A 26,324-nucleotide genomic window follows, 5' to 3' on the forward strand; every position below is an offset into this window, starting at 1 on the left:
AGATCATTCTTTAATGAGTTAAATCCTTCAAAATACATTGAGGATAGGATGATAAAGCTAATGAAAACCATAGTTTTTATTGAAACTAGTAAATCTGGGTCGAGTAGAGAAGCAATTAAAGCAGCAGAACGACTTGGCTTTTTTACAGTGTTATTTACCAATAAATCAAAATTCATTGAACAAAGAACAGAATTTCCCGATGTCCATCAAATGATATTGATGAAATTATCCAATTACGATTTATTAAAAGAAAACATCATCAAGTTACAAAAACAAGGTAAACAAGTAAAAGGTATTATGAGTTTTGTAGATCCTTTTGTCCATGTGGCCGCTGCCTTATCACAAGAATTTTGTTGCAGTGTTGTCTCTGTTGATCCAATTTTAAAAATGGAAAATAAAGTTTTAACTCGTAAACTCCTCAAAGACCACAGCATAACTCCTAATTACGCAATATATACACAAGATAAATCCTTAAAGAATTTTATCGAAAAATACAAGAGATATTTACCCCTTATAGTAAAATCTCCATTATCTAACGGATCAAAAGATGTTCTGTTGGCAAATGACGAGAAGGAATTTAAGGCTGCGATAAAACAATTATTAAAGAAAAATGAACAGGTTTTGATCGAGGAGTATCTAACAGGACCTCAATATTTAGTTGAAGCTTTAGTACACAATGGAAATGTGCATATTGTCGCAATAATCGAACAAACAATCAATTTGATTCAACGATTTATCGTAACTGGTTATAGTTTATTTGTGGATATCGAACAAGCTTTTTACGATAAAATCCATGATACAGTAAGTTCCGTTTTAAAGGTTTTTCGAATGGAAAATGGTGCCTGTCATCTAGAAATGCGCTTAGTACAAGGAGAATTGAAATTAGTTGAAATCAACCCAAGAATCTCAGGTGGTTCAATGAATCGAATCATTGAAGTCGGATATGGAATTAATTTAGTAGAGGAAACGATTCAATTAATGTTAGGAAATAAACCAAACCTCACTAAAAAGCATAAGAAGTATGTATATGCACAATATTTAATTGTTGATTCCCTAGGAAGATTAATCAAAGTAAAGGGGAAAAATCGCAGCTTTCAGTATCCCGGTGTAGAAGAGGTGTATATTAAACCCCGAAAAGGACGAATCGTGCGTCCTCCTTTATCAATGGGGGATCGTAATGGATACATTTTGGCATCCTCAGATGTTAAAGGAGAAGCGAAAAAAATAGCCAGGAAAGCAGCAAGCGAAATTACTTTCTATCTTGAACCAATAGACAGATTTCCGGATAGAAATACAATCTGAAGACGTTTTCTTATTCAGTGTGCAAGTCCGAAGTTAGTTAATCGTGAACTTATAATGATTGAACAAAAATTTTAGTTTGAAATGATTATGATTCTGATAGAATTTGAAGAAAGGTGGTAAAGAAGTATAATGACGCTTATTGGAATGCTTCATCACCGGTCAGATCCAAATGATGTAAAGAAGGCGTATGCTTTTGCCGCTGTAGCAAAAGCAGAAGGTGTAAACTTTTTTTACTTTACCCCAGGGAAGGTAAATATAAAAAAGCAAAAAATTTTAGGGCGATCCTATGAAAACGGCGAGTGGATTGAAAAGGAGTTTCCCTTTCCTGATGTCATATATAATGCGAGTTCTCCTGTAAGTCATAAAACTGAACAAATCTTTGATTATTTATCTGAGAAGATTCCGTTTACAAGTCATTCCATAGGAGACAAATTAAGCGTATATAACAGAATAAAACAGGCAAAGGAATTTGAACAATACCTTATTCCTTTTAATAAATTAACTGACATTAAAATGGGTTTGGACATGATCAAACATTATGAAAAGGTTATTATTAAGCCATTGTCTGGACATCAAGGTGGGGGTGTTGTTTATATTGAATATATTGAAAAATATGGAATAGAGAGTTACAAAATGAATGAGGCAGGATCGATATCATCTCCTAATGAAAAAGAATTGTTAAACTTGATATCCCAGAAAATTCAGGAACAAGAACACTTAGTACAAAAGTATATTTCAAGTCAAACAGAATCAGGGCATGTTTTTGATTTTCGATTGCATGTTCAAAAAAATGGAGAAGGTAAGTGGGTTATTACTTCTATTTATCCAAGAATTGGACGTTTGGGAACCATTACATCAAATATGGGTAGTGGCGGTTATAGTACTTACCAAGACACCTTTTTAAAAATGGAGTTTGGTGACTCTTGGTATGATATTAAAAGGTATCTTGAACAATTTGCGATAAGCTTTTCTAACCATTTTGATACTTTATATGAAGTTCCGTTGGATGAATTGGGAATTGATGTCGGAATCGATGAAAACCAAAAATTGTGGTTGTTTGAAGTAAATTGGAGGCCAGGTCCACCAAATATATATAGTGTTGAATTAGATGTAGCTAAAAATACGATCTTATATGCTAAATATTTGGCTGATAAAAATAAACAAAAAAGAGGAAAAAAATAGTATTTGCTTTTATCCCGACTTGCAGCCTAAGGCTGTATTTTTTCTATAGGAAAAAGAATTTTTATTACTTTTAAGGCCTAGAGAATAAGAGGCCTGCTTTAGGCAATATTGTTAGGTTTCGCGATTTAAAAAAAGACGATGTGATTCAATCGTCTTTTCTAATATCTATTATAATCTATCCATTACTTCTTAAATATTCGATCACATCATCGAAGTCTGAGTCATTCCCGCCTGTTTTGAAATAAACAATATCATTTGGGATTAAAAATGAATCAAAAAATCTCTTCATTTCATCTGCATCTGAAAAATGATAAACATTATTCGGATTTATTCCCGCCTCTATGGCTGGCTTTGCAAAATCTTTTGCAATGAATCCTTTGGTGATTAGAACATCGATCCCCAAATCACCGAGTAAATGTCCTGCTCTTTCGTACTCTTCATCTGCATATTGACCCAATGCTGCCATTCTTCCCAGGACAGCTATTTTTCTTTGGGATGGCAAAGCTATACTGCATAATGTTTCTATGCCTTTTCTTAAGGAAGCAGGATTTGACTTCCAAGTATCATCCACCAACGTAATTTGTTTTCGTCCCTCAATTATTTGAAAATGGGATCCCATATGATGAAAAGAAGATAATCTCTTTAAAGCATAGCGAAGATCCACTCCTAAGATTGCAGCGGCGGCAAATGCTGCGGCGGCATTATATACATTATGCTCACCAAGACCGGGTATAAATCCTTTATATTCAATTTCCTTATATTTAATCCTGAAACTCATGCCGGAAGAATTATATTGACATTTTTTAATCCTAAAAATAGCATCCCTGTTTTTACCGAAAGTTATAATCTCTCCCTTAAACCTAGAAGTATCAATCAGCTTGAGATATGGATCGTCTGTATTTAGGATGAGTGTCCCCTCATTGTTCATACCTTGCATTATTTTTGCCTTTTCTGCTAGATAATCATCAAAAGATCGAAATTTATCCGTATGGTCCACATCAATCATTGTCATAATCCCAATATTGGGGTAAAAATACCTACACGATTCCATCATATCCCCTTTTGAAGATACAGCTGTTTCAAATACTGCCACATCTGTATGTTCATCTATTCCCATTAAATAAGGAAGGTTGTAATAACTTGCATTTTTGCTGGATATTGTGGCCTGGACATTGTTTGTTTCTTCTAAAATGTGTTTTAGCATTTCTTTGGTAGTAGATTTCCCACATGTACCCGTAATGGCAACTACAGGAAGGTTAAACAGGTGCCTGTAATACGAAGTGAATTTAAAGAAAGAGTCATTTAGGTCCTTTACCATAATGATTTGCTCAGGATTTAATCTATCCATATGAGAAAATGGTGTATCAGTAACAATAAAAACATTCTTGTAATCTTTAATGGATTCAACAGGAATCTCTCTATTGTTCCAACGAAAATATAATGTATGACTTCTAATTTCATATCTGTCATAAGTGACCGTTTTGATTCTTATACCTTTTTGCTTTTCATTGGGCTGAATGTTCATTGCGGTTAAAATGTTCTCCAATAATAATGTCTTCAAAATGTTCCTCCTAAGTTCCTTTTTTCGAATAAGGCATCTCCCCAATAATGCTGTTTTGTATAGGAATAAGTGATCGAATCACTTTGAATTCAATAGCTAATGTATCATATGACATGTCCCACAATGCAGGTGTGTGATAAATACTCAGGAAATTAGCGGAAAATGAATAATTGTTAGTCATAAACCTATGAGCCTTTAGAATTTGAATAGCTATTTTGCATAAGCTTATTTATTAATTTAGTAATGTCAGGCTTTAGTTCTGCCACTTCAATTTTCCACTAAACTTTTTCAAGTTTTGAAAATTCAGCTGCCTTCATACATATTTAATGGAGGTGTCGAGATTGAGACATAAAACGAGTGAAATTGAGTGTCTTGTATGCAACGGGATTCATTTTCGAAAGGGTTATTTTGTTCCGGAATATGAAAAGTATGATGATCTAACAAAATATAATGAAAAAGCAGAAGGGAAAATAAAATTCTTTTTGCATTCAGAAGAGAAGAATCCATTATTAAATGTTCCCGAGCAAACGGATTTATTTTCTTACATTTGTGAGGATTGCGGTTTTATCATGAATTTTAATCACGAAAAACAAGTTGAGAGTAAGAAGGAGGAGCGAATTAGAAAACAAAGGCAAAAAATGTATGATTGGACTAAATTTAAATAGTACCTAAAATGAAGATTCATGTGTATGGAACAAAAAGGGCTAGACGCGATTATTTGTAGTGTCTAGTCTTTTCTGATATAAGCATAAACAATTAAGCAGGGAGTCATGCGTCCATCCTTTGATCATTAAATGAAAAATGTAAGGTCCAGGAGGGAAAACATCATTTAAATCTAGAATGCATAGTTTATTCAAATTGTAATAAACTCTATTTATATATGAATCATTTTTGTTAGGATTCTTCCATCATGTATCACTGGCACGATTATTGCTTGTAAATAGGTTGAAGATTATTTTCAACAAATGGGGGATGGATTTATCATGACTGTAAAACGATTGAATAATTTCACGGTAAGAAAGGCTGAAAAACAAGATGTTTCTAAACTGTTACCGATCATGCTAAATTACATGATCGATTTTTCCGATGAAAAAATGCATATCCACTTCTTAAACGAAATCTACAACGATTCTACAAAAGGATTACAATTTGTGGCTGAAAAGGATAACAAAATTGTTGGATTCGCAACCTTATATTTTACTTTTGATAGTCTTAAGGACAAGAAAATCGCCCTGCTGCATGATTTATTTGTAATTCCTGAATGCAGAATGGAGAAAGTTAATCAAATTCTATTTGAAACATGCCTAAAATATATTAGAGAAAATGATTTTCTATATATGATCTGTGAAACAACCGAAGGAAATAGCATAGCGAAAAAAGTCTATCAATAAAATCCGGGGCCAGTTTAGGCCCCGGATTTTAACATTTCAAGCTCTTTCTTGAATTTAACCAAGAGGCCAAGGGGCTCATGTTATTAGGAAATGAAAGTGACTGTTGTTAATCGAATCAAATATTGTTTAATGACATGAATCTCACTACTTCGAGATACGCTTTTCAGCAACTAATGTGCTTTTGACGCAATAGGATGTAATAGAACATTAAGGACAAATATCACGATTTTAAATAAAAAGCATTGGAACTAATTGCTTTTTTTGTATAAATTTATTTTCGATTTTATTGCGATACCAAAGTAATAAATTGGCCTTGAAGCCAATTTACCCAAAACAAAATCCGGTGTAAAAAAAGAGTTGTAGTATACATTTTATAAAGCAAAATTTATAAACGACAGGACATACTAAAAATAAAAAGGAATCGAGTTATGACCAGAGCAGATAGTTTAACCTTATCAATAAGTCTAGATAACAATCTTATAGTTTTATCGCAACAATTTAATGGGGGATCCAATCTAAAAATAAGAAAATTAAACGTCGGGGAAGATTTAAAAAGAAAAGCTGCCATTATTTATATAGATGGAATTACAAATATCCAAAACATTCAAGAGAATATATTAGCCCCTTTATTAAAAATGTCGAGCATGGAGAGTATTGAGTCTGTTATAAATGATCATCTTTCAATCATTGACGTAACTGTTGAATCTTCTATCGATGAAATTGCAAAAGGTCTAATAAAAGGGAAATGTTTGGTTCTAATAGACAACTGTAATCAAGGGATTCTTGCAGATGTCGCAAATTGGCAAAAAAGATCTTTGAGAGAACCTGATACACAGCGAACGATTAAGGGAAGCATGGTGGGTTTTAATGAACAATTGAAGGTGAATTTAAACCTTTTGCAGAATATGATCCAAACACCGAATTTGAAGATTGAATCGTTTCAAATTGGAATTGAATCACAAACAGACGTAGCTTTACTCTTTATAGATGGATATGTAGATGAAAAGGTACTCGAAGAAGTGAAAAAGAAAATTAACGGAATTGATGTAACGTATTTATTGGAAGCTCGTGTTATTGAAGACGCTTTGGAGGAGAAAAAAACGTTATTCCCCTTAGTTTTTACATCCGAGCGTCCTGACGTAACTGTATCCGCATTATATGAGGGACGAGTAGTCATTGTTGTAAATGGTATACCTTTTGTATTGATTGTGCCTTGTTTATTTATCCATTATTTTCAACAACCAGATGAATATAATTCAAAAGCTGGACGTTTTGGAATACGGATTTTTCGAATGTTCAGTTGGCTTTTAGCCCTTTTATTACCTGCTATTTATATAGCCATAACTCGGTTTCATACAAATTGGTTTCCTTCTTCATTTGAAAAAAAGTTATTTACAAATTCTGATACATTAATCCCTTTTGTATGGGAAGTTTTGTTTATCCTATTTATTTTTCATTCTCTTCTTGAAGCCACTTTGCGAATTCCAAAAAATACCACTCTTCTTGTTACGCTAATTGGAACAATCACTATTGGCGAGACAGCCGTTTATGCTAAAATCATTCACCCTTTAACAATGATCGTGGTCGGTGTGAACTTTTTGACAGGTATCCATATTGCTAGCGGTGGTTTATGGGGATCTTTAGTTTTACTGCGTCTTGTCTTTATCTGGATTGGGTATTTTTTCGGAATTACAGGCATTCTTATCGGTTTTCTTTTATTAAGTTTTTACATGGCATCGATTAAATCAATAGGTGTTCCCTATTTATCTCCTTTTATTCCATTTCGTCTTCGTGAAATGAAAGACGTAATATTTAGAGGTGATTTACGAGGACTGATTAACAGTAAACATTCCTATCCTCATAAAAAAAATAATGAAAAGTGAGTATTGTACTCATTTTTCCCTAAAGGGCACAGTGTAATAATACGAGGCATTCGTCTTTCCTGTTAAATCCGCATTGGTCATATATAATCTGATGATTCGGGACAAATACCCAGGAATTTATCCGAAAAAATGCATATGTTCTAATGAAAAAGGAAATGAGGAGGATGAAAGTGATTCCTATTTATACAACATATGAAAGAATCGGCCTAGGAGGCCCCGGCTCAGGATTTGGTTATTATCCAGGACTTGGTTTTGGTTATCCACATCATCCGCACCCATACCCATATCATCCATACCATTAACATTATTATAATTTGCCGATAAAAGAGTCCAAATAAAAAATACTACTTCTATGAAACAGGGGGTTCTATTTAAGGGGTTCCCAAATGTTGAAAGACTTAAAAAAGAACCATTTTTGACCACCTTTTACGGTGGCTTTTTTGTTTTACAATAGGTTATCTGAATTTGTGAACAATAAAAGTGAGGAAATTCACGTGACAAGCAGGGGCAATTTGGTCACTGGACAGAAGTTCTGCTGCATAACGGTGCGATAGTTATATGAAATGGATTAGTAGGAATGTTTATATACGAAGAAAGACGCGGGAACGGCGTGAAGAGGGGGACAGAGTGATAACTGCAAACCCTTACCTCTGTATCGAGGGTAAAGAGTAAGAACAATTAACTAAAGCCAAAGAAATAAGATGATTAAAGTTATTTTTGAAAATTGTAATAAAGTTTGAGTAAACTCCTGTATTAAAATAAAAAACAGACTGTTCGATTTAAATGTTCCACGATATAATGGTGAGAGTTTGTGCCTGAGTAAATATTTTATAAGCAGTGAGGTAGTGTATGAAAAAGAGAACCACAGACATTATGTTTATCATTATTGGTGCATTTATTTTTGCGTTAGGTGTTAATTTATTTGTTATTCCAAACGAGCTTGGTGAAGGAGGAGTAACTGGTATCACGATTATTACCTATTATTTATTTAAGTGGTCACCAGGTTTAGTCAACTTAATTCTGAATGCATTTTTATTAATAATTGGTTATAAATTTTTGAATAAGGTAACAACGATTTATACCATTATTGCTGTAGTCTTTAACTCGCTTTTTCTTCATCTGACAGAAGGTTGGAATATTGCTTCTGATGAAATGATGGTGAATGCTATTTTTGGAGGAATCATAATTGGGACCGGGATTGGCTTAATTCTTCGGGTTGGCGGAACAACGGCAGGTACTACCATCTTAGCAAAGATAACACATAAATATTTTGGATGGAGTATTAGCTATGGTCTATTGTTTTTTGATTTAATAGTTGTTTTTTCATCTTATTTTGTCATTGGTGCAGAAAAGCTGATGTTGACAATTATTATGCTATATGTAGGTACGAAAGTGATGGAATTTGTAATCGAAGGCTTTAATCCGAAGAAGGCCATTACGATTATTTCTGATAAACCGAATGACATTGCCAAACAGGTGACTACAACAATGGACAGAGGGGTAACCGTATACTCGGGTCATGGTTATTACACAAAAACCCCAAAGGAAATTCTTTACATTGTTATTAGTAAGCAAGAAGTAATAAAATTGAAACGGATTGTTCAATCTACTGATCCGAATGCTTTCATCGCTATACACGATGTTCGTGATGTGTTCGGAGAAGGATTTATTGATATTTCAAAAGCTTAATTAGAGGTTGTTTTAAAAGTGTTAGAATTTGTAGAGTTGGTATTAGATAGATACCTAGCTGTTTAAATTACTTTTCTACTGGCAGAGTCAGCCCCTTATTAAGGACTTCTTATTTTGACAATTCTTGTTTAAAAAAGTTGTCTCCTGGAGTGCAGGGTTAATCAAGAACGATATTCTTTAAAGTGCTCAATTCTGCAGCAAGAATTGAGCTGTTTCTTTATGTTAAAGGAGAGATTGCTTTAAGAAAAAAAGAACATAAGGAAATTTTATACAAATATCCTGCACCAAGGGAGATAAAACATTTTTTTAAAAGTTAAAAAAGTCCCGACAAAGGGACTTTTTCTGCCTTTTGTGGCAGTCAGACTTCAAGAAAGGACCATTTAGTTAATTGACTCTACTTTTAATATTACTTGTTTATTTCAGTATCGACTTTTAGTCGTCGGATTTATCAGATTTCCGTTCAATTGCCAACGCACTAAACGAGATAGGACCAACTACAGCTGCTTCCGCACATGGTGTTGCATTTTCAACTGTAAGCACGTACGTATGAGATCCAGACCTAACATTTGTATCGATTGCTTGGAATGTTTCTATATAAAATAATTCCGATGAAGGGTCTGATTCAACTCCCGCCTGTGCTTCAAAAATTTGTGAACCATCGCGGAAAATACGAAATTTTAATTGCGATGTTTCTGTTATACCTTCTACACCTACGGTGGCAATCAATTCAACTCTAGTGTTTCTTTTATGAAAGCTGTTCGGAATAGTTACAATGAGAGTTGCAAGTGTTAGACGATTTGGACTGTGGGGGATAGGTTGGGGTTCGGCATCATTCGTGTTATCCCGTGGTTGTGTTGCTTGGTAATCTACAATTTCAAAAGTTCTGTCTCCTGAGTGAGAGCCTGAGCCAAATCCTTCATCATTCCTCATATCCGCCCAACCGGGATTATTTCTATTATCTAGCATTTAATCACCTCACTTTCAAAGCATGTACCATAATATATTCAGGATTTAAAAGAGTGCTTGGGTAAATGTTGAAATAGTAATAAGAACTACGATTGTAATATATGACATTAAGAAAACTGGATCTACATATAAAGAAGAATTTTTGTTCAACTAATGTGTGCAAGAGTTGAAGATTCAACTGTCATTTGGGCGGCTTTTCTTATTGTGCTAAATGGGCAGTTTTCTTGAATAATTACAATAATCTCATAGTGTGTATCATTTTTACAAAATAGGTAATACACTAGTTCACACAAATTTAAGTCACATAGACTAATGTTGTAACAAGACAATTTTACATGGAGGTCATTTATCGATGATGAGAAAAGAATTTCCGAAAGCAGTGCCGCCCAAGAAGGAATTTCCAAAATCAGTTCCTCACATGAAAGAAATACCAAATGTAATACCGCCTAAGAAGGAAATACCAAATGTAATACCGCCTAAGAAAGAAATACCAAATCTAGTGCCGCCCAAGAAAGAAATACCAAATGTAATACCGCCTAAGAAAGAAATACCAAATCTAGTGCCGCCCATGAAACAAATACCAAACGTAATACCGCCGATGAAACCGATGCCAGCCCAATACGTTCCACTTCAAGCATGTCAGCCAATATACTGTCCGCCTCAAATGTTCCCTGCTCAGTATGATCCACCACTAGTCTCACCAGGACAACAATATGTAAAAACAAATTTGTTTAATAATGTGGTGACACATGTTCACCCTTCGCATACCACTACTGTTAACAAGCAAATGATTCATCATCAATACTATTTCCCTCACACAGAATCATGTGTAAACGAATGCTGTGAAACACATACGATGTGCGGATTCCCAGTCAACCCTTGTTGGCCGCCTAGACCATTTGGATACTAGCTTCAAATACCTCCGCTATTAGGCGGGGGATTTTTATTACAGTCGTTTTTACCTCGAAAAGGGGCCTAAGGAAATAGCCTGAAGTAGCATGGCAATAATCGCGCTTGGCTGAAGTCCGTTACGGGGGATAGATAGAGCGACCGGCGTGCTATTTCTTTCGAGATAAGCACAGACAGATTCATGTTAAAAAGAGCCCATTTTTGATATGGGGTCTTTGACATAAGCTTATGAAACTCTTGATTCGAAAATCAAACCTTATTTATTAGCGTTGATCTTTTGTTGCAATTGCTGATTCAAAGCTTTTAGTGTTTGATCGATTTTTTGTAATGCAGAATTGACAGCAGCTTTGTCTTTCTTTTGGACGGCTGTGTCTAACTCGTGATAAATAGCACGGGTTCCTTGTTCTTTTCCTTTATCTTTTTCTTGTTTTTTACCTTCTATTTTATCGAATATTGCGTCTAATTTTTGATGTGCTTTCTGTTTTGTTAATTTTCCATCTTTCACTTGTTGTTCGATAGCATTAATTTCTTTTTTATGAGCTTGATAAGCTACTTGTCGTTTCGCTTTTTCTTTAGTCTCTTGTTTTTTGAAACCTGGTGTTTGTTTTAATTGCTTCACTAAAATGTCACGGTTTACAAGATCTTTTGTTAATTGATCCTTCAGCGAAGCTGTGGCATAATGATTGATTATATTCATGAGCTCTTTCCGCTTTTCGCCTTTGCCATGTTCATAGAGCCCTTCTTGACCTTCTATTTGATCTTGTTTTTGAACAGACGCGTTTGTTTTTGTAGAACTCGTTGTGTGATTGGAAATGGCTGTACCAAAAGCCGGTACTAATAAAGCTGCCGCTACGGCAGGAGCGATTAAACTAGATTTAACTTTCATATTGTGAACCTCCTCAAATAATCAATTGCCTTACATCATCCAATATAGCCACATAATTTGAACAAACCTTGACCAAGATATGAAAATTAGTCGTATTTTTTATGAAAATTTCAGTCTAATATGTGTCACTTTTGACGTTATTTTGCACCTGTTTTAGTCGTTGTCTTACATGATAAAAAACAAAAAAAGCTATCAAAATCTAATATGATAGCATTTTCGTATTTACTTAATTCTAATAACACCAGTATTCTAAGTAAAATGGAGATATCGGCAGATTAAGCTTTCTTTATTAAGGGAGTTCAGTGGAATATAGACATCATAAATCTTCTCCCTACAAAAGAGGCGTTTTTATTAGTACAACCCCAGTACAGAATTCATATGTATAAAAAAAAGCTTGTTTCATGGAGAGGGGAAATTTGTTTATGGTTTTAGGCAGGATGAAGTCATTTTTAGGTAAAATGGTCAAAATTGATCAAGGTTTTCAAGAAGCAGGGGTTGGAAGGTTATTAGATGTTTATGATGATTATCTTGTCCTACTCACTGAAGAAGATGGGGTTGTTTACTATAATAACGATCACATAGAAAGTGTGACAGAGAATACCAAGGAATTCAATATCGTATTTCCAGAAGATATTGAGTACGATAAAGCTAATAATTTACTAAATCTGTTAGAAAATCAAAAACTAAAATGGATCAAAATAAACAGTGAGGGACCAGTAAAAATAGAAGGAGTTTTATATGATGTAAATAATGATATTATTTCATTGATTTATGATGAAGAGATAGTTTACGTCTCCTTCAACCATCTCCATAATATGAGCATAGACTAGAATTTTGAAAAAATAAAAAATGAAGGCGATTTTTAGGGGTAGGGTGTTATTTTTATTTATAGTGGTAGCCTTTAAAAAGCTGTAAAGGAATACCACAAGATGTATCAAATAATGATTGGAATTTCACACCAAATTCCTTTATTACTCTCTTTTAAAATCCCGAACGGGTGCTTTAGTTGAAGAAAGCCGCTGACTTTTTATCAGAGGCTTTTTTGTTTAATGGAATACCTCCGTGATTAAGTATTTATTCAATCACGGAGGTATTCTAATTATTTAATTCCATTAACAATTCGTGGGCAATGTGTTGTTCCAAATCTTTTGGCTTTTCCAATAGTATCCCTCTACGTGACGCAACTGCAATTATTAGTCCCAATTCATAGTACATATTTCTAGAAACTAATCCTCTTGAAATCATTTTCTTCACTTCATAATAAAATTGAATTAAAAATTCACTTGGTAACTTTTCATACAAAGACACTTTCAAAACACCTACTATTCCTACTTTGTTAATAGGAATAATATCAATTAAAACTGAAATTGAAAAGAGTTTTTGCCAGATTCCTAAATTTGTCCCCGAGTAATCAAGGAAAACACTTGATCATATTAGTGGAATTCAAAATACAAATCCTGGTGATATTATTGAATATAGAAGTGAAGATTAAACTTTTATAAAGGAATATGGCTTGGAAAATTCCAAGCCATTTTTTATGCGAATTATAATCAAAAAATATTGGACTTGGCAAAAGCACATCCAAATTTTTCAAGTGTTCCCTCCATTCCTCCCTCTTTTGGGACGGAGTTTATGGATTCAACTGGAATTATTCAAATTTATTTGGAGATAAAAGACCTCTTAGCAGCTCCGAAATCAGCAATCTTTTCTTTAATTCCAAGAAAACTGGATTTGTCAGATCATTAAGTTTGGCTTTTAGTCAAGTAGCAAAGTTGTAAGATGTTCTACATTTCATGGTGAAAAACGTTAGCTTAGCGGGGAAAGATGCTGAAAGCTTTGACACTATTTTAGAAGAGGATCATCTGCCAATTCCCAAAAGATGGGATGGTGAAATTACTGACTCTACCATAAGTCCGTTTTCGGACAAATGATGATGTCTCACGCAGCGTTTCTAGTCAATACAACTCTATCCTATTATGGTGCAGGATTAGGCTCCAGCTTAAGATCGGATATGATTTTAAACTACTATAAGGTTTTTACCCATGCCATGGAGGCTGGTGTGATTTGTTACAATATTATGGTGAAACATGGATGGTTGGAAAAACAACCGGAAGCGGTTGATAGAAAATCGTTGTCACAGGGTTCAGGGAAATGAAACAATTGTATCCTATAAAAAAATTACAAAATTCCTATTTTAAAAATGAAAAGAGCCAAACCATGGTTCTTTTCATTTTTTCTTCACCTTCTTCTTTAGCAACACCAGAAATAAAAGAATTGGAATATATCCATAATTCATAAAAAAGGATATACTCCCTGTAAAATTGGCGACCATGTATATTTGTTGTCTTGTTTTAAAAAAATTGATTGAGATTAATATGATCAATGAAATAATAAAAACTCCATATTTTTGTTTTAAATTCACCACTTTTTTTACAATGCGACTGGCACACCAAATAGCAATACAAAAATTAGGGAGAATGAGAATAAGCCAATTGGCAATTCCAATGTATTCAAATCTCTCGACAAACGGCATTTCAATGATTTTCCACATCGTCAAAGTGGCCCATCTGTTTTTCTGCAGCTGCCCCTCTGAAAAATAAGAAAACGTTATAAACGTTAGAATCGTATAGAGAATCGTGCTAAATAAGACAGCAAGATGGGCCCATTTCTTTGATTTATCCGGTTGCTTAATGAACGGATAAACAAAAAATAAAATTTCATAGCCGAGATAGGTTAGGGACATTTGATAAGATGCCTTCATTAGGTCCATGATCGAGTGGTCAAAGATAGGCAGTAAATTTCTCATATCCCCATAGGGTACCGTAAATAAAAAAGTAAAAAATAAATATGCAGGAAGAACCACTCCAAAGAATGCCACACCTGTTACGGTTCTAAATCCCCCGAAAACGATATAGATGGCTAAACCGCAGAAAGCTAAGGAAAACCAAAAGGTACTAAAATCATCGAACATCCATACTTGTATGACCTCAATAAATATCCTAAGAGTGGTTATGGCGATCATAATAAAATATAAAACATAGGGGATAGATAAGAGTTTACCGATTTTCTTTCCATATACGAAAGAATGAGCGGTCAGAATATCCCCATTAACCGTTTCCATAATTTTATAAAGCATCCATACTAGAATATGGATGCTTAAACCGGCAATAAGAACCGATATCCATGCGTCATATCCTGCAATTTGGGCAATATAGCGCTGGAAACCAAGTGTTCCTACACCAAACTGCATAGAATGAACAAGAAAGAAAACTAAAAAGGGGGATATCTTTACATGTTCAGGCACCGATTGTTCCATGGTTTATCCTCCGGTTCTTACATCAAAAAGCATATCAAAAATATAAAATTAGGTTTTTATTATTTCCTCATTTGGAATATTTATGAATGACAACCGATGAACTGGAAGGAATAGGTGTTTCCAGATTTTTTCGGATTAGTTTATCCGTTCAACCTAACCCCATATCCTACAACACCTCAAAAATTAGCTTATCAAACTTTTTCTCGAGAACTTCAATGATCAAAAGTACTTACTGGAATGAAAACTATAGGCTTTTTCATCGTGAAATAGGCGCATAAATCAGTAACAGCAACCTAATAAGAATCATAATTTGTTGAAGAGAGTTCACGTAGGATTGGTTGGTTGTATTTACACAAAACTGACAAATTACACTTCGTTAAACTCCGGTTTCAGGTATCCTTAAACCTGATTTTAAATACAAAGGGGAGGAAAAAATGCAGAATTTTCATAATGAGCTGCAAGGGTTGGGTATCGATCCTTATCAAGTTGGTGAATTAGTTCCAATGAATCTACAGAGCTATGATCCGCGTGTGTTTCGCTGTGGAGGCTTTGGTCGCTGTGGAGGCTTTGGTCGTTGTGGAGGCTTTGGTCGTTGTGGAGGCTTTGGCTTCCGTTGTGGAGGCTGCTTCGGTTGTGGGGGCTGTGGCTTTGGTTGCGGCGGCTTTGGTTGTGTCGGATTTAGTTGTTTTGGTATTGGTTTTAGCTGTGTTGGCATCGGTTTCGGATTTATTTAATGGGTTTAGATTCTGGAAAACTGCTGAAAAAAAATATGATTTTGTGAAACAAGTGCCCCTGCCTGTACATGTGCCGCAGGGGCACTTATTTTATCATATTGGACAAAAAATCGTACATAAACTGATAGTGCGCAAGTAGTTACGATTAGAATAAGGAGGAGCCGAATGACAAATCTTACCTCGTCCTCACGTTTGAAGGCTAAAAGGGATACATTTTTTATCCCGGATCCAAAGGGTGGAGTTTATTTTAGAAATAACCTAAATTCATTCCGATTGGAAGGTCAAACCATCTATCAATGGATTGAAAAATTGTTGCCGATGTTTAATGGGGAACAAACATTGGGAGCTTTAACGGAGGGATTAACAGGACCTTACCGTGACAGGGTATATGAGATTGCAGAAACGTTGTTCAAGAATGGGTTTGTTCGCGATGTAAGCAAAGACCTTCCCCATCAATTAAGACGTCCAGTTCTTGAAAAGTATGCTTCACAAATTGAATTCATTGAGAATTTTACGGAATCGGGTGCTTACCATTTTCAAGAATATCGAGAGGCTAAGGTTCTCGCTGTCGGCTCAGGGCCCATTTTGGTTTCGTTGGCTTCTGCCTTATTGGAATCGGGGCTGCCCAAACTTAATGTCTTGGTAACTGATACAGTTCCAACCAATAGGCTGCGGCTCCATGAGTTGATCCAGAATGCGAGAAAAATTGATTCCGATGTGGAGTTCGAGGAAGTATCCTATCCTAAAGGAGCCAGGGGAAATTTTTGGAAACAAGTAGTTCAGCCCTATGATTGGATTCTGTATGTGTCACAGGATGGAAATATAAATGAATTAAGGAATCTGAATCAGGTTTGCCAAGAAGAAAAGAAGTCATTTCTCCCTGCTATCTGTTTAGAAAAAGTGGGACTCTCCGGTCCGTTAACCCATCCAGAAACAGAAGTATGCTTCGAGTCTGCATGGCGTAGAATTCATCCATCTCTTGTGGAAGCCGAGGGGGAAATACAGTCATTCTCTTCCACCTCAGGAGCGATTTTGGCAAATGTGTCTGCATTCGAATTTTTCAAGAAGGCTACAGGAATCGCAGGCTCAAACCAAGATCATCAAATTTATTTGCTTAATCTTGAAACGATGGAAGGTGACTGGCTTTCATTCATTTCACATCCCTCGGTAATGTCAAAAAGTTTGAGACCAGGACTGGTTGATGATCTTGATGTAAGACTGAAACAAGAATCTGACAGGAATGAACAAAAGGATTTGCTTGAATATTTCAGTCGATTAACTTCAGAAGAAATCGGCATTTTTCATACCTGGGAGGAACGAAATTTACCACAGCTTCCTCTTTCCCAGTGCTATGTTCAGACCGTTAACCCTGTGTCAGAGGGACCTGCAGAACTACTGCCGGAAGTTGTCTGTTTAGGTCTGACACATGAAGAAGCCAGAAGAAATGCCGGATTGACCGGTATTGAAAGGTATGTTTCAAAAATGATTGATTCACCTGTTTATGGGTTTAGAAATCAGACAGGACATGTTCATGCGAGTCTTCCAGAAGGTTTTATTGGTATTGGTTCAGGAGAAAACATCGCTGAGGCTGTTTGTCGAGGGCTGCAAGCCTATCTGGATGAAGAATTGAAAAATAGAAAAGGGGATCAGCTGAATACGGTTAAGGGTGTACAAATGGGAGCCATAGAAGATAAAAAATGCCGATTTTATTTGAATGCCCTTACTACCTTAAACGGTTCACCTGCCATTGGGTTAAAAGAGGACGTACTTGGATTCCCTGTGGTTTGGGTAAGATCAAAGGGCTGTTGGTACACAGGGGTAGGTTTAAATCCAACCTTGGCATTACAAAATACATTGCAGCAAGCACTTTTGGATGCGCAAAACCAGAAGAATGCCGTAGAGAGACATGAGAAGGAGTCTATGATTTACCTCAAAAAAAATGAAAATAAACTCGAAATCCCTTCTTGTGAGGAAATGACACAATTGGAGCTGTTACAATCTTCCATTCAGGTCTTAAATCGAAACAGCAAACAACTATTGGTTTATGATCTGTCGATTGAGCCGTTTTTAAAACAAGAGTTGGCAGGGGTGTATGGTGTGCAGGTACGAGAGGGGGATTCATAATGACTGCACAGATTCTCATTGACGGAGACGGTTTATTAGCAGAATATGTCTTCGAGCAATTGTCCACTACCTATCAAGTTAGACGTCAAAGCATGAATGAAGAAATTCCCGAAGAAACAGAATTGGCTCTAGTGCTCGACGATGCTTGGTATCCATCCAAACATCGAAAAGCGGATGAAAGATTCAAGGCCGCCGGTATCCCTTGGCTTCGAGGTTTTGTTTCGTTTGGTGAGGGAATTATTGGCCCTTTCGTACGGCCCAGCACTCCGGGATGCTCCCACTGTGCTGACAAACGGCGCTTGCTTGCCGGACCTGACCGCCTTGAAATGTCGGAGATTCAGGCAAGATTGACAATAGGATCAGCTGTCACGCGAGATGCATGGTCATCAAGAATGGGATTAATGCAAATGGCTATCTTCATCTGTAACGAAGTGCAGAAAGTTCTTCAAGGAGATTCCTCGACCTTAGAAGAAAGGATGTTCATTACCAATTTGAAAATGTTAACGAACTCCCGTCATTTTTTCTTGCCTGATCCATTGTGCCCGATTTGCAGTCCATTACCTGAAGACTCACCAGAATTAGCTCAAATTAGGTTAGAGTCCAGTCCTAAAATAAATGGTGAAGGGTATCGCTGCCGCTCGATGGATGAATTGAAAACAGTGCTAGTAGATGACTATCTGGATTTTCGTACTGGCATCATGAATGGAAAAATAGAAGATTTCAGGCTTCCATTTGCAGATGTTTTGGTTAATATGCCGTTGTTTGGAGCGGACGAGGGAGTTGCTGGCCGTACTAATTCATATGAAATGAGTGAGTTAACAGCGATTTTGGAGGGGTTAGAGCGATATTGTGGAATTGAACCTCAAGGGAAAAGGAAGAAAGTTTGTGAAAGTTATCAGCATTTAAAGGAAGTAGCATTAAATCCAGCAAGGGTAGGATTTCATGACCAGATTCAATATGCAAAGCCTGGTTTTCCATTTAAACCGTTTCATCCTGATCAACCAATGAATTGGGTCTGGGGTTATTCCTTCATGCAAGAACGTCCTATACTCGTTCCGGAGCTGCTTGCTTACTACAGTTTAGGCAATGGGGAGGGTTTTGTTTATGAAACCTCCAATGGATGTGCATTAGGAGGGAGCTTGGAGGAAGCCATCTTCCATGGCATTATGGAGGTCGTCGAGCGCGATTCCTTCTTGTTAACCTGGTATGCACAGCTGCCCCTTTCACGTCTTGATCCCTATTCTGCTAACGACAAAGAATTAGAGTTAATGGTTGACCGTATACGTGAAGTGTCGCGATATGACCTATATTTTTATAATTCGACAATGGAAAACGAGATTCCTAGTGTTTGGGCAATAGCCAAAAACAGAAGATCCAAGGGTGTCAACCTCATTTGTGCAGCAGGTGCGAATCCTGATCCTGTAAGAGCAGTAAAAAGCGCGATTTACGAGCTCGCTGGAATGATGGTTAGGCATGACGAAATATTGGAGAAAAACCGGCAGAAATATGAAGAAATGCTCAAAAATCCATTTGCCGTCCGGAACATGGAGGACCATGGCCTGCTATACGGTCTGCGGGAGGCAGAGGAACGGCTAAGCTTTTTATTGGATGATCAGCGGCCATTACGAACGTTTGCGGAGGAATTTAAACAGCCTCCGGTGCATCCCGATTTGAAAGATGATCTCCAGGATATCCTTCAGAGGTTTCGCAGTTTAGACCTTGAGGTTATTGTGGTAGACCAAACGACACCAATTACCAAACGGAACGGTTTATACTGTGTAAAGGTGTTGATTCCTGGTATGTTACCAATGACATTCGGACATCACCTTACTCGTTTCAAAGGGCTAGAAAGGGTCCTCCAAGTTCCAATGAAACTTGGATATTCCAAACAGCCGTTGTTGTATGAACAGCTTAATCCCTATCCTCATCCATTCCCATAATAAAAAGTAGGAGGTGTAAGAGTGAAGCTTGAAACCTTTCTGCATCATCTTCACTTTGATACGGAAAAACTTGCTCCGCCAGATTGGCAAGTGGATTGGGAGGACGCACCACTTCCCTATAAACTGTACCGCGGCTTGCCAGAAATTCCACTATCAGGAGATGTTCCGTTAACTCTCAGGGAACGGGAAGCTCAGGCAGATCCTGGACTGGAGGAGCTCGGGACTTTCTTATGGTATATATACGGGCTTACTCATTATGCACAATTCGCTCAATCCGCCTTCATAGAGGGGACTGAGGAAAATAATGCTGTAAGCTATGCTCAGTTATTCCGGAGATTTGTACCGTCTGGAGGTGCATTGTACCCGAATGAATTATATGTGTATGTAAAGCTGGAGGGTGTACCACAGGGGATTTACCATTACGATGTGGCACATCACCGACTCCTATTGTTGCGGGAAGGAAAATACGATTCCTTCTTATCCAGAAGTCTTGGAAATTGTGATGTTTCTGACTGTTTTTGTACTGTTTTTATCTCGACGGTTTTTTGGAAAAATTTCTACAAATATAATAATTTTTCTTATAGGCTCCAAGGATTAGATGCCGGCGTGTTAATTGGGCAATCGTTAGAAGTCGCCAATCGGATGGGGTTCTCTTCACGGGTATGCTACCAATTTCTTGATCGCTCTATCAATCATTTACTTGGGCTATCTGAACAAGATGAAAGTGTTTATGCTGTGATCCCATTATCTATTCATCCATCTATCTATTGTGATGAAAACGATCATGATGAAGAAAATGTTTCTGCTGTTGAATTATCCCAGGAAGTGCCCTTGCTAAAGCATGAAACCTATAACCGTTCCAAGAGAATCATTGATTACCCGATGCTGAAAGAGATGAATGAAGCATCGTTGCTTGAAACGACACAGTCATTTGTAAAGATAATAAAAGAGAGAAGTCGTAGTAGTAATTCCTTAGGTGCGGAGTTAATCATGCTGCCATTTACGGAATCCCCCACATACGATCTTGCATCAATTTGCAGGGAGAGGCGTTCTCCCGATCTTGATTTTATAATAGGGAAAGTTAGTCAAATACAACTATCCACTTTGTTAAAAGAGACTTTTTCCTTCTCTTATCAGAATGACCTATACGACACCCGTGGGGGGCTTGAGACTCGTGTTTCTTTGTACGGCTGTTTTTATAATGTAGAAGGAGTTCCAAATGGCACTTACTCTTATGACAATAACACTCATGGACTTTGTAGAATATCGCAGGGAGATTTTCGGGAGTATTTACAAAATGGATTAACAATGCCCAATTTAAATCTGTTTCAAGTGCCGCTCTGCCTGCATGTCGTCGGAGACAAAAATCACCTTAAGGAGAAATTGGGGTATAGAGGATATCGGATCCAACAGATGGAAGCAGGCATTCTCTTGCAACGCCTGCTCTTGGTTTCATGTGCTTTAGGAATGGGAGGACATCCACTGCTAGGATTCGATGTGAACCAATGTGATGAACTTTACAGAATCAATTCCAAAGGAAAAACCAGCTTAATCCAAATCCCTGTGGGTCCTTATCGTCCACGGGCCTGGTTAAAGGGGAGTTTGCTTAGCTAGGTGAGACATGCGGACTGTAAAAAATAACATAAGTGTAGTTAGGGGCCTTTATAGGCTCTTTTTGTTTAGGCTGTGTTAAAGGACATTGTTGATTTTTAGCCCTGCTGATTGAAGAGGAAGGCACGAAGACTAGAATATGAAGAAGAAAAGGTATAAATCCAAAAAGCATGACATACATTCTAAAAAAATGTAAAATTGAAAGCTGTTTACTACAATTTTGTTAGTTTAAAATAATGATAGGCAGTTAGGTATTAAAAAACTTACCATTTATTGCTTATGATTATTTGCAAATTATGAGAGAAAAGGAGTACAGAAAATTGAATTTAAGCATTTCAGAAATCAAAAGACAGGCAAAATTATCTTTAAAAGGAAAATGGGGATTAGGTGTTTTATTAACGTTCGTACTATTCCTTCTCAATTTTTTATTACCTACACTGGTTGAAATGATGATGAGCGGCGGCCCTGCTGAATGGATTAAGCAAGAGGATACATCGCCAGGAGGAAGTTTTGTAAGTACCCTCATTACAATTGCGCTCATTCCTTTTACGGTTGGTGTGTATTGGTTTTATTTGTCATTGGTAAGACTAAAAAATCCGGAAATTTCTTATGCTTTTTCGATCTATAAGGATGGAAAAACATCCTTTAAAATGATCGGTGTATCTATTTTACAAGGTCTATTTGTATTTTTGTGGTCCTTATTACTGTTTATTCCCGGTATCATTAAAAGTATTGCTTATTCTCAAACCTATTACTTATTACGAGACCACCCAGAATATTCGGTGCTGGAGGCGATCACAGAGAGCAGAAGAAGAATGAACGGGTACAAGTGGAAATATTTCTTATTGGGACTAAGTTTTATTGGCTGGGGGATTCTTTGTTTGTTCACATTGGGAATTGGGTTCTTGTGGTTGGTTCCCTATGTCTCAACAGCAATGGCTGCATTTTATAATGAAATAATTGATATTCAGGACAAAGACATAGAATATTAAGTATTCATCATATCCTAACATCCAAGAGTGGCTGAAAAGTCATTCTTTTTTCATGCAAAAAAATCGATGGAATCAAGAAGTATGAGGTGTTCTATTTTAAAATTCCTTTCATTCTCTAGGATTGTTAGAATAGAAAAAAGATCTTTTATTGGAAAGGAAATAAATTATGCCATTAGAGATTGTTCGCCAGGATATAACAAAGATGAAGGTTGACGCGATTGTGAATGCTGCCAATATAGCGCTGAAAATGGGCGGAGGTGTAAGTGGCGCTATATTTCGTGCGGCAGGTGCAAGGGAGTTACAAGAGGCTTGTGATAAAATTGGGGATTGCAAGGTAGGGGAAGCTGTTATTACTGGGGGATTCCAACTGGATGCAAACTATATCATTCACACACCCGGTCCCATTTGGCAAGGCGGAATACACCAAGAAGCAGCTCTATTAAAGGCATCCTACTCTCATTCCTTGGAGCTGGCCAAAAAGTATCAATGTGAATCAATTGCCTTTCCGTTAATTTCAACGGGCATCTATGGATATCCGAAAGAGGAAGCCTTGGAAATTGCCGTTTCCACGATCAGTTCATTTTTATTCCATCATGATTTACTCGTATATCTCGTTGTTTTTGACAAAAACTCTTTTGGTTTAAGCAAGAAGTTATTTACCTCTATTCATCAATATATTGACGAACACTATGTAGAGGAAGTCGAAAAAGCGTTTCAACGGACCAGAGAAGAACCATACCTATTCGAACAACGGCAAGAAATCGAAAATCTTCAGCAGGAAGTCTATAAAGAAGCAGAGGAATCATTACTAAACCTATTGAATCAACTCGAAGAATCTTTTTCCGAACGGTTGCTTCGATTAATCGATGAAAAAAGAATGACAGATGTTGAGACCTATAAAAGGGCAAATCTAGACCGGCGGTTATTCTCAAAAATTCGGAATGCTGTAGATTATACTCCCAAAAAGAAAACGGCCGTTGCATTTGCCATTGCATTGCAACTGGATTTTAAGGAAACGATTGATCTGTTATCTGCAGCTGGTTATACTTTGTCACGCAGCAGTAAATTTGATGTCATTATTGAATTCTTTATCCATCAAGCGAATTTCAATATTCATGAAATCAATGAAGCTTTATTTGCCTTTGACCAACCCATACTCGGTGCTTAAAATGTCGCTTTTAAAGCGACCCAGGCTGTCGAAATCTTTCGAAAGCCTTTATTTTATTTGCTCTCTTTAATAATTCACTGTGTTAATTTATTGTAATATTATTAGTGTTTGGTCTTTGCAACAAGTCTGCTGATTTCCGCTCCAGGACCTCCCCGCGGAAAGCGAGTGACCGGAGCGAAATCAACAGGTACTTTAGCAGGGACAATCAATAATTTAGCATTTTAGATTTGACAAAGTAAAAAATTGCCGAGAAAATTACTTTTCTCAACAATCTGTGTCGCTTTTAAAGAGACCATCTCTGATTGGATTATTGTTATCCTTTGATTATCAAAGAACGGAGGATGATCAGGATGAAAAAGGATTTAACGGAGTTAGTGTTTATTTTAGATAAAAGCGGCTCCATGGCAGGACTTGAGGCTGATACGATAGGCGGTTATAATGCGATGCTGAAGAAACAACTAAAGGCGGAAGGGGAAGCTGTTGTTACGACTGTATTATTTGATCATGATATTGAATTATTGCATGACCGGATTCATGTGAAAGGCATCTCTCCGATTACCGATGAAGATTATGACGTGGGTGGTACGACGGCACTATTAGATGCCATCGGTTTAACGATTCAAAAAATCGTGAAGGTGCAAAAGAAAACAATGGAAGAGGAACGGGCTGAAAAGGTACTGTTTGTGATTACCACAGATGGCATGGAAAATGCCAGCAGGGAGTTCTCTAGAGAGAAAATTTAAAAAATGGTGCAGCATCAAAAAGAGAAATATGATTGGGAATTCCTGTTCCTCGGTGCCAATATTGATGCCATCTCTACTGCGGCTCAATTTGGAATCCAAGAGGACTTTGCAGTTGATTATCATGTGGATGAGGTAGGAACACAACTGAATTATGAAGCGGTAAATGAAGCCGTGAGCAACCTTCGAAGTGGCAAAAAGCTTGATCGAAGCTGGAAAAAAGGAATTGAAAGAGACTTTAACGGGCGTACAAAAAAATAATTGGAAAGGAAGACCCCTTTGGCTTCATCTAAATATCATTTGTCGTAATCGCTATGGGGTCCTATGTCCATAACAATAAATCGACATGTCCAAAATAGTTTGGAATGTCTAAACAATTGCCCTCCACAAACTTGTACGACTCAGCATAGGTTATGTTGTGTACTAAATTTAGGGAGGGTTTAGATTGTTTGATTTTAGTTCTATAGAACTTAGTCACTTTTTATTGGCCACTGCCATCTTGTTAGCATTCGCCCATTTACTGGGCTTTATTGCAGAGCGGTTAATGATTCCCCGCGTGATTGGTGAAGTGGCAGCGGGAATTATCTTGGGTCCTACATTGCTTGGCTACTTTTATCCCCATGCTTTTTCTTGGCTGTTTGCCGGGTTTCCACAGGAAGACCGTATGTTTGGGCTTATGTACCAAATTGGTCTGACACTACTTATGTTCTGCTCCGGGTTAAAATTCCACACTAAATTTAAAAAAGGTGATGGAAAAATTACATCTGTTATTATTCTTGCATCGACCATTCTACCATTTGCACTTGGTTGGTTAGCATCTTATTTAATTGATTTTGGTCAGTTTTTAGGTCCAGCCAATAGTGTATTCTCCATCAAGATAGTCGTGGCCATTTCGATTGCTGTAACATCCATACCTGTTATCTCCAAAATTTTCAATGACCTGGGAATCATGCACTCAAGATTTGCGAAGCTTGTGATCGCCATTGCGGGTGTTCATGATACATTACTTTGGGTGGCTCTAGGAATCGCTACAGCGGTTGCGGGGCATGGGGGACCTGTTACGGCTGGAGCTGTTTTAAAAAGTGTAGGGATTACTGTAGGGTTTATTCTTGTTACTATATTTGTTCTCCGGTTTTTGTTTAAAAACTTAACGATTCGAAACGGGAATTTTTTATTTAGAGCCTCTCATGTAGGATATTTTTTATTTATCATGTTTGTTGTCTCTTCGGTTGCAGGGTATTTGAATATCGATACGATTTTCGGTGCTCTTTTAGCTGGAATAGGCGCAAAAATGGCTTTACCACCCACATTGTTCAAACGATTAGAGCAGTCCGTCTTGCATATTTCATTTTCATGGTTTATCCCCGTTTACTTTGCTGTGGTAGGACTTAAATTAGATTTAGCGAAACATTTTGATTTAGTATTCTTTATTCAATATTTGCTATTTGCGACACTTGCACAATCGATCATTGTATTCCTTGCTTGTAAACTGATACGTCAGGATCGGATTACAAGTTTGAACTTTGCAATGGCCATGAATGCAAGGGGAGGTCCAGGAATTGTTCTTTCAACCGTTGCCTTTTCGGCAGGGATTATTAATCAAGATTTCTTTGCCATTCTCGTAATGCTAGCGCTCATCACCTCATGGCTTGCAGGTTCTTGGCTCCGTTTCGTCTTAAATAAAGGGTGGAGGTTAATGCCAGGGGATGAGGATATCGTTCCTGAAAAAATTAATAACGATAGTGATATTATTCATCTGCAACAACAAATTAAACGCGAAAAATTGGAGTAATTATTGTTTGTATATACAAAGTAGATTGTGCCTCAAAAAAATACAAAAGAAGGTAGAAAAATCTATGAGGGTGGTTCTATCTTCTTTTACATAAACGATTTTGGTTTCTTATTTTTCAATGTTAGAATAATAGGTATA

General features: G+C 36.8%; 23 protein-coding genes and 1 pseudogene. 19 read left to right on the forward strand and 5 right to left on the reverse strand.

All coding sequences use genetic code 11. The annotated features are described in order from the left end of the window. The first annotated feature begins 60 nt into the window (after positions 1 to 60). Positions 61 to 1,302 (forward strand): ATP-grasp domain-containing protein, encoded by a 1,242-nt coding sequence (locus E2K98_RS14745; protein WP_133335328.1) that lies wholly within the window; start codon positions 61 to 63, stop codon positions 1,300 to 1,302. Positions 1,303 to 1,431: 129 nt separating this feature from the next. After that, positions 1,432 to 2,484, forward strand: a complete 1,053-nt coding sequence (locus tag E2K98_RS14750; protein ID WP_133335330.1) for a YheC/YheD family endospore coat-associated protein — start codon at positions 1,432 to 1,434, stop codon at positions 2,482 to 2,484. 175 nt (positions 2,485 to 2,659) lie between these two features. On the opposite strand, the gene E2K98_RS14755 is transcribed toward E2K98_RS14750, so the two are convergent. Beyond that, the gene (locus E2K98_RS14755; protein WP_133335332.1) at positions 2,660 to 4,045 is read right to left on the reverse strand and encodes a UDP-N-acetylmuramoyl-tripeptide--D-alanyl-D-alanine ligase; all 1,386 of its coding nucleotides are present in this window, start codon (positions 4,043 to 4,045) and stop codon (positions 2,660 to 2,662) included. A gap of 341 nt (positions 4,046 to 4,386) precedes the next feature. Between E2K98_RS14755 and E2K98_RS14760 the strand changes: the two genes are divergently transcribed. The 5 genes from E2K98_RS14760 (at position 4,387) to E2K98_RS14775 (ending at position 9,008) form a co-directional block, all read left to right on the forward strand. Then, positions 4,387 to 4,710 carry a hypothetical protein gene (locus E2K98_RS14760; RefSeq protein ID WP_133335334.1) on the forward strand — a complete coding sequence of 108 codons (324 nt, stop codon included), beginning with the start codon at positions 4,387 to 4,389 and terminating at the stop codon, positions 4,708 to 4,710. Positions 4,711 to 5,028: 318 nt separating this feature from the next. Continuing rightward, positions 5,029 to 5,436, forward strand: a complete 408-nt coding sequence (locus E2K98_RS14765) for a GNAT family N-acetyltransferase (protein ID WP_165976275.1) — start codon at positions 5,029 to 5,031, stop codon at positions 5,434 to 5,436. Between the two features lie 428 nt (positions 5,437 to 5,864). Further along, positions 5,865 to 7,319: a spore germination protein gene (locus E2K98_RS14770; protein WP_133335338.1), complete on the forward strand. Its 1,455-nt coding sequence runs from the start codon at positions 5,865 to 5,867 to the stop codon at positions 7,317 to 7,319. Positions 7,320 to 7,489: 170 nt separating this feature from the next. Continuing rightward, positions 7,490 to 7,621 carry a hypothetical protein gene (locus tag E2K98_RS32050; protein ID WP_268884103.1) on the forward strand — a complete coding sequence of 44 codons (132 nt, stop codon included), beginning with the start codon at positions 7,490 to 7,492 and terminating at the stop codon, positions 7,619 to 7,621. A 547-nt stretch (positions 7,622 to 8,168) separates the two neighbouring features. Further along, the gene (locus E2K98_RS14775; RefSeq protein ID WP_133335340.1) at positions 8,169 to 9,008 is read left to right on the forward strand and encodes a YitT family protein; all 840 of its coding nucleotides are present in this window, start codon (positions 8,169 to 8,171) and stop codon (positions 9,006 to 9,008) included. 432 nt (positions 9,009 to 9,440) lie between these two features. Here E2K98_RS14775 and E2K98_RS14780 read toward each other — a convergent pair whose 3' ends face one another. After that, entirely contained in the window at positions 9,441 to 9,938 is a 498-nt protein-coding gene (locus tag E2K98_RS14780) for an exosporium protein C (RefSeq protein WP_133335599.1), read from the reverse strand. Positions 9,939 to 10,326: 388 nt separating this feature from the next. Here E2K98_RS14780 and E2K98_RS32330 point away from each other — a divergent pair, with 388 nt between their 5' ends. Continuing rightward, positions 10,327 to 10,884 carry a CotD family spore coat protein gene (locus E2K98_RS32330; RefSeq protein ID WP_407921212.1) on the forward strand — a complete coding sequence of 186 codons (558 nt, stop codon included), beginning with the start codon at positions 10,327 to 10,329 and terminating at the stop codon, positions 10,882 to 10,884. Positions 10,885 to 11,139: 255 nt separating this feature from the next. Here E2K98_RS32330 and E2K98_RS14790 read toward each other — a convergent pair whose 3' ends face one another. Next, positions 11,140 to 11,769 (reverse strand): hypothetical protein, encoded by a 630-nt coding sequence (locus tag E2K98_RS14790; protein WP_133335342.1) that lies wholly within the window; start codon positions 11,767 to 11,769, stop codon positions 11,140 to 11,142. Between the two features lie 422 nt (positions 11,770 to 12,191). Here E2K98_RS14790 and E2K98_RS14795 point away from each other — a divergent pair, with 422 nt between their 5' ends. Beyond that, positions 12,192 to 12,599: a hypothetical protein gene (locus E2K98_RS14795; protein ID WP_165976276.1), complete on the forward strand. Its 408-nt coding sequence runs from the start codon at positions 12,192 to 12,194 to the stop codon at positions 12,597 to 12,599. Between the two features lie 265 nt (positions 12,600 to 12,864). Here E2K98_RS14795 and E2K98_RS14800 read toward each other — a convergent pair whose 3' ends face one another. Beyond that, entirely contained in the window at positions 12,865 to 13,077 is a 213-nt protein-coding gene (locus tag E2K98_RS14800) for a hypothetical protein (protein WP_165976263.1), read from the reverse strand. Between the two features lie 485 nt (positions 13,078 to 13,562). Between E2K98_RS14800 and E2K98_RS14805 the strand changes: the two are divergent. Beyond that, a pseudogene (locus E2K98_RS14805) lies at positions 13,563 to 13,924 on the forward strand (DUF3231 family protein). 72 nt (positions 13,925 to 13,996) lie between these two features. Here E2K98_RS14805 and E2K98_RS14810 read toward each other — a convergent pair. Further along, complete coding sequence (locus E2K98_RS14810) at positions 13,997 to 15,085, reverse strand: GerAB/ArcD/ProY family transporter (protein WP_133335348.1); 1,089 nt, start codon at positions 15,083 to 15,085, stop codon at positions 13,997 to 13,999. A 434-nt stretch (positions 15,086 to 15,519) separates the two neighbouring features. Between E2K98_RS14810 and E2K98_RS32335 the strand changes: the two genes are divergently transcribed. The 9 genes from E2K98_RS32335 to E2K98_RS14850 all read left to right on the forward strand — a co-directional run bounded on the left by E2K98_RS32335 (position 15,520) and on the right by E2K98_RS14850 (position 26,186). Next, the gene (locus tag E2K98_RS32335; protein ID WP_133335350.1) at positions 15,520 to 15,819 is read left to right on the forward strand and encodes a heterocycloanthracin/sonorensin family bacteriocin; all 300 of its coding nucleotides are present in this window, start codon (positions 15,520 to 15,522) and stop codon (positions 15,817 to 15,819) included. A gap of 165 nt (positions 15,820 to 15,984) precedes the next feature. Continuing rightward, positions 15,985 to 17,943: a putative thiazole-containing bacteriocin maturation protein gene (locus E2K98_RS14820; RefSeq protein WP_133335352.1), complete on the forward strand. Its 1,959-nt coding sequence runs from the start codon at positions 15,985 to 15,987 to the stop codon at positions 17,941 to 17,943. Continuing rightward, a complete protein-coding gene (locus E2K98_RS14825; RefSeq protein ID WP_133335353.1) occupies positions 17,943 to 19,883 on the forward strand; it encodes a TOMM precursor leader peptide-binding protein in 1,941 nt (646 codons plus the stop codon). Before E2K98_RS14820 ends, E2K98_RS14825 begins: the two co-directional genes overlap by 1 nt. Before the next feature lie 21 nt (positions 19,884 to 19,904). Further along, complete coding sequence (locus tag E2K98_RS14830) at positions 19,905 to 21,497, forward strand: SagB family peptide dehydrogenase (RefSeq protein WP_133335355.1); 1,593 nt, start codon at positions 19,905 to 19,907, stop codon at positions 21,495 to 21,497. Positions 21,498 to 21,814: 317 nt separating this feature from the next. Further along, positions 21,815 to 22,486 carry a DUF975 family protein gene (locus E2K98_RS14835; RefSeq protein WP_328591980.1) on the forward strand — a complete coding sequence of 224 codons (672 nt, stop codon included), beginning with the start codon at positions 21,815 to 21,817 and terminating at the stop codon, positions 22,484 to 22,486. A gap of 166 nt (positions 22,487 to 22,652) precedes the next feature. Further along, entirely contained in the window at positions 22,653 to 23,654 is a 1,002-nt protein-coding gene (locus E2K98_RS14840) for a macro domain-containing protein (RefSeq protein ID WP_133335359.1), read from the forward strand. Positions 23,655 to 24,004: 350 nt separating this feature from the next. After that, entirely contained in the window at positions 24,005 to 24,397 is a 393-nt protein-coding gene (locus tag E2K98_RS31690) for a vWA domain-containing protein (protein WP_235824814.1), read from the forward strand. 3 nt (positions 24,398 to 24,400) lie between these two features. Next, on the forward strand, positions 24,401 to 24,655 hold the full coding sequence (locus tag E2K98_RS31695) for a hypothetical protein (RefSeq protein WP_235824815.1): 255 nt from the start codon (positions 24,401 to 24,403) through the stop codon (positions 24,653 to 24,655). Positions 24,656 to 24,839: 184 nt separating this feature from the next. Beyond that, the gene (locus E2K98_RS14850; RefSeq protein ID WP_133335361.1) at positions 24,840 to 26,186 is read left to right on the forward strand and encodes a cation:proton antiporter; all 1,347 of its coding nucleotides are present in this window, start codon (positions 24,840 to 24,842) and stop codon (positions 26,184 to 26,186) included. Positions 26,187 to 26,324: the final 138 nt, after the last annotated feature.

The sequence above is a fragment of the Bacillus salipaludis genome (assembly GCF_004358205.1).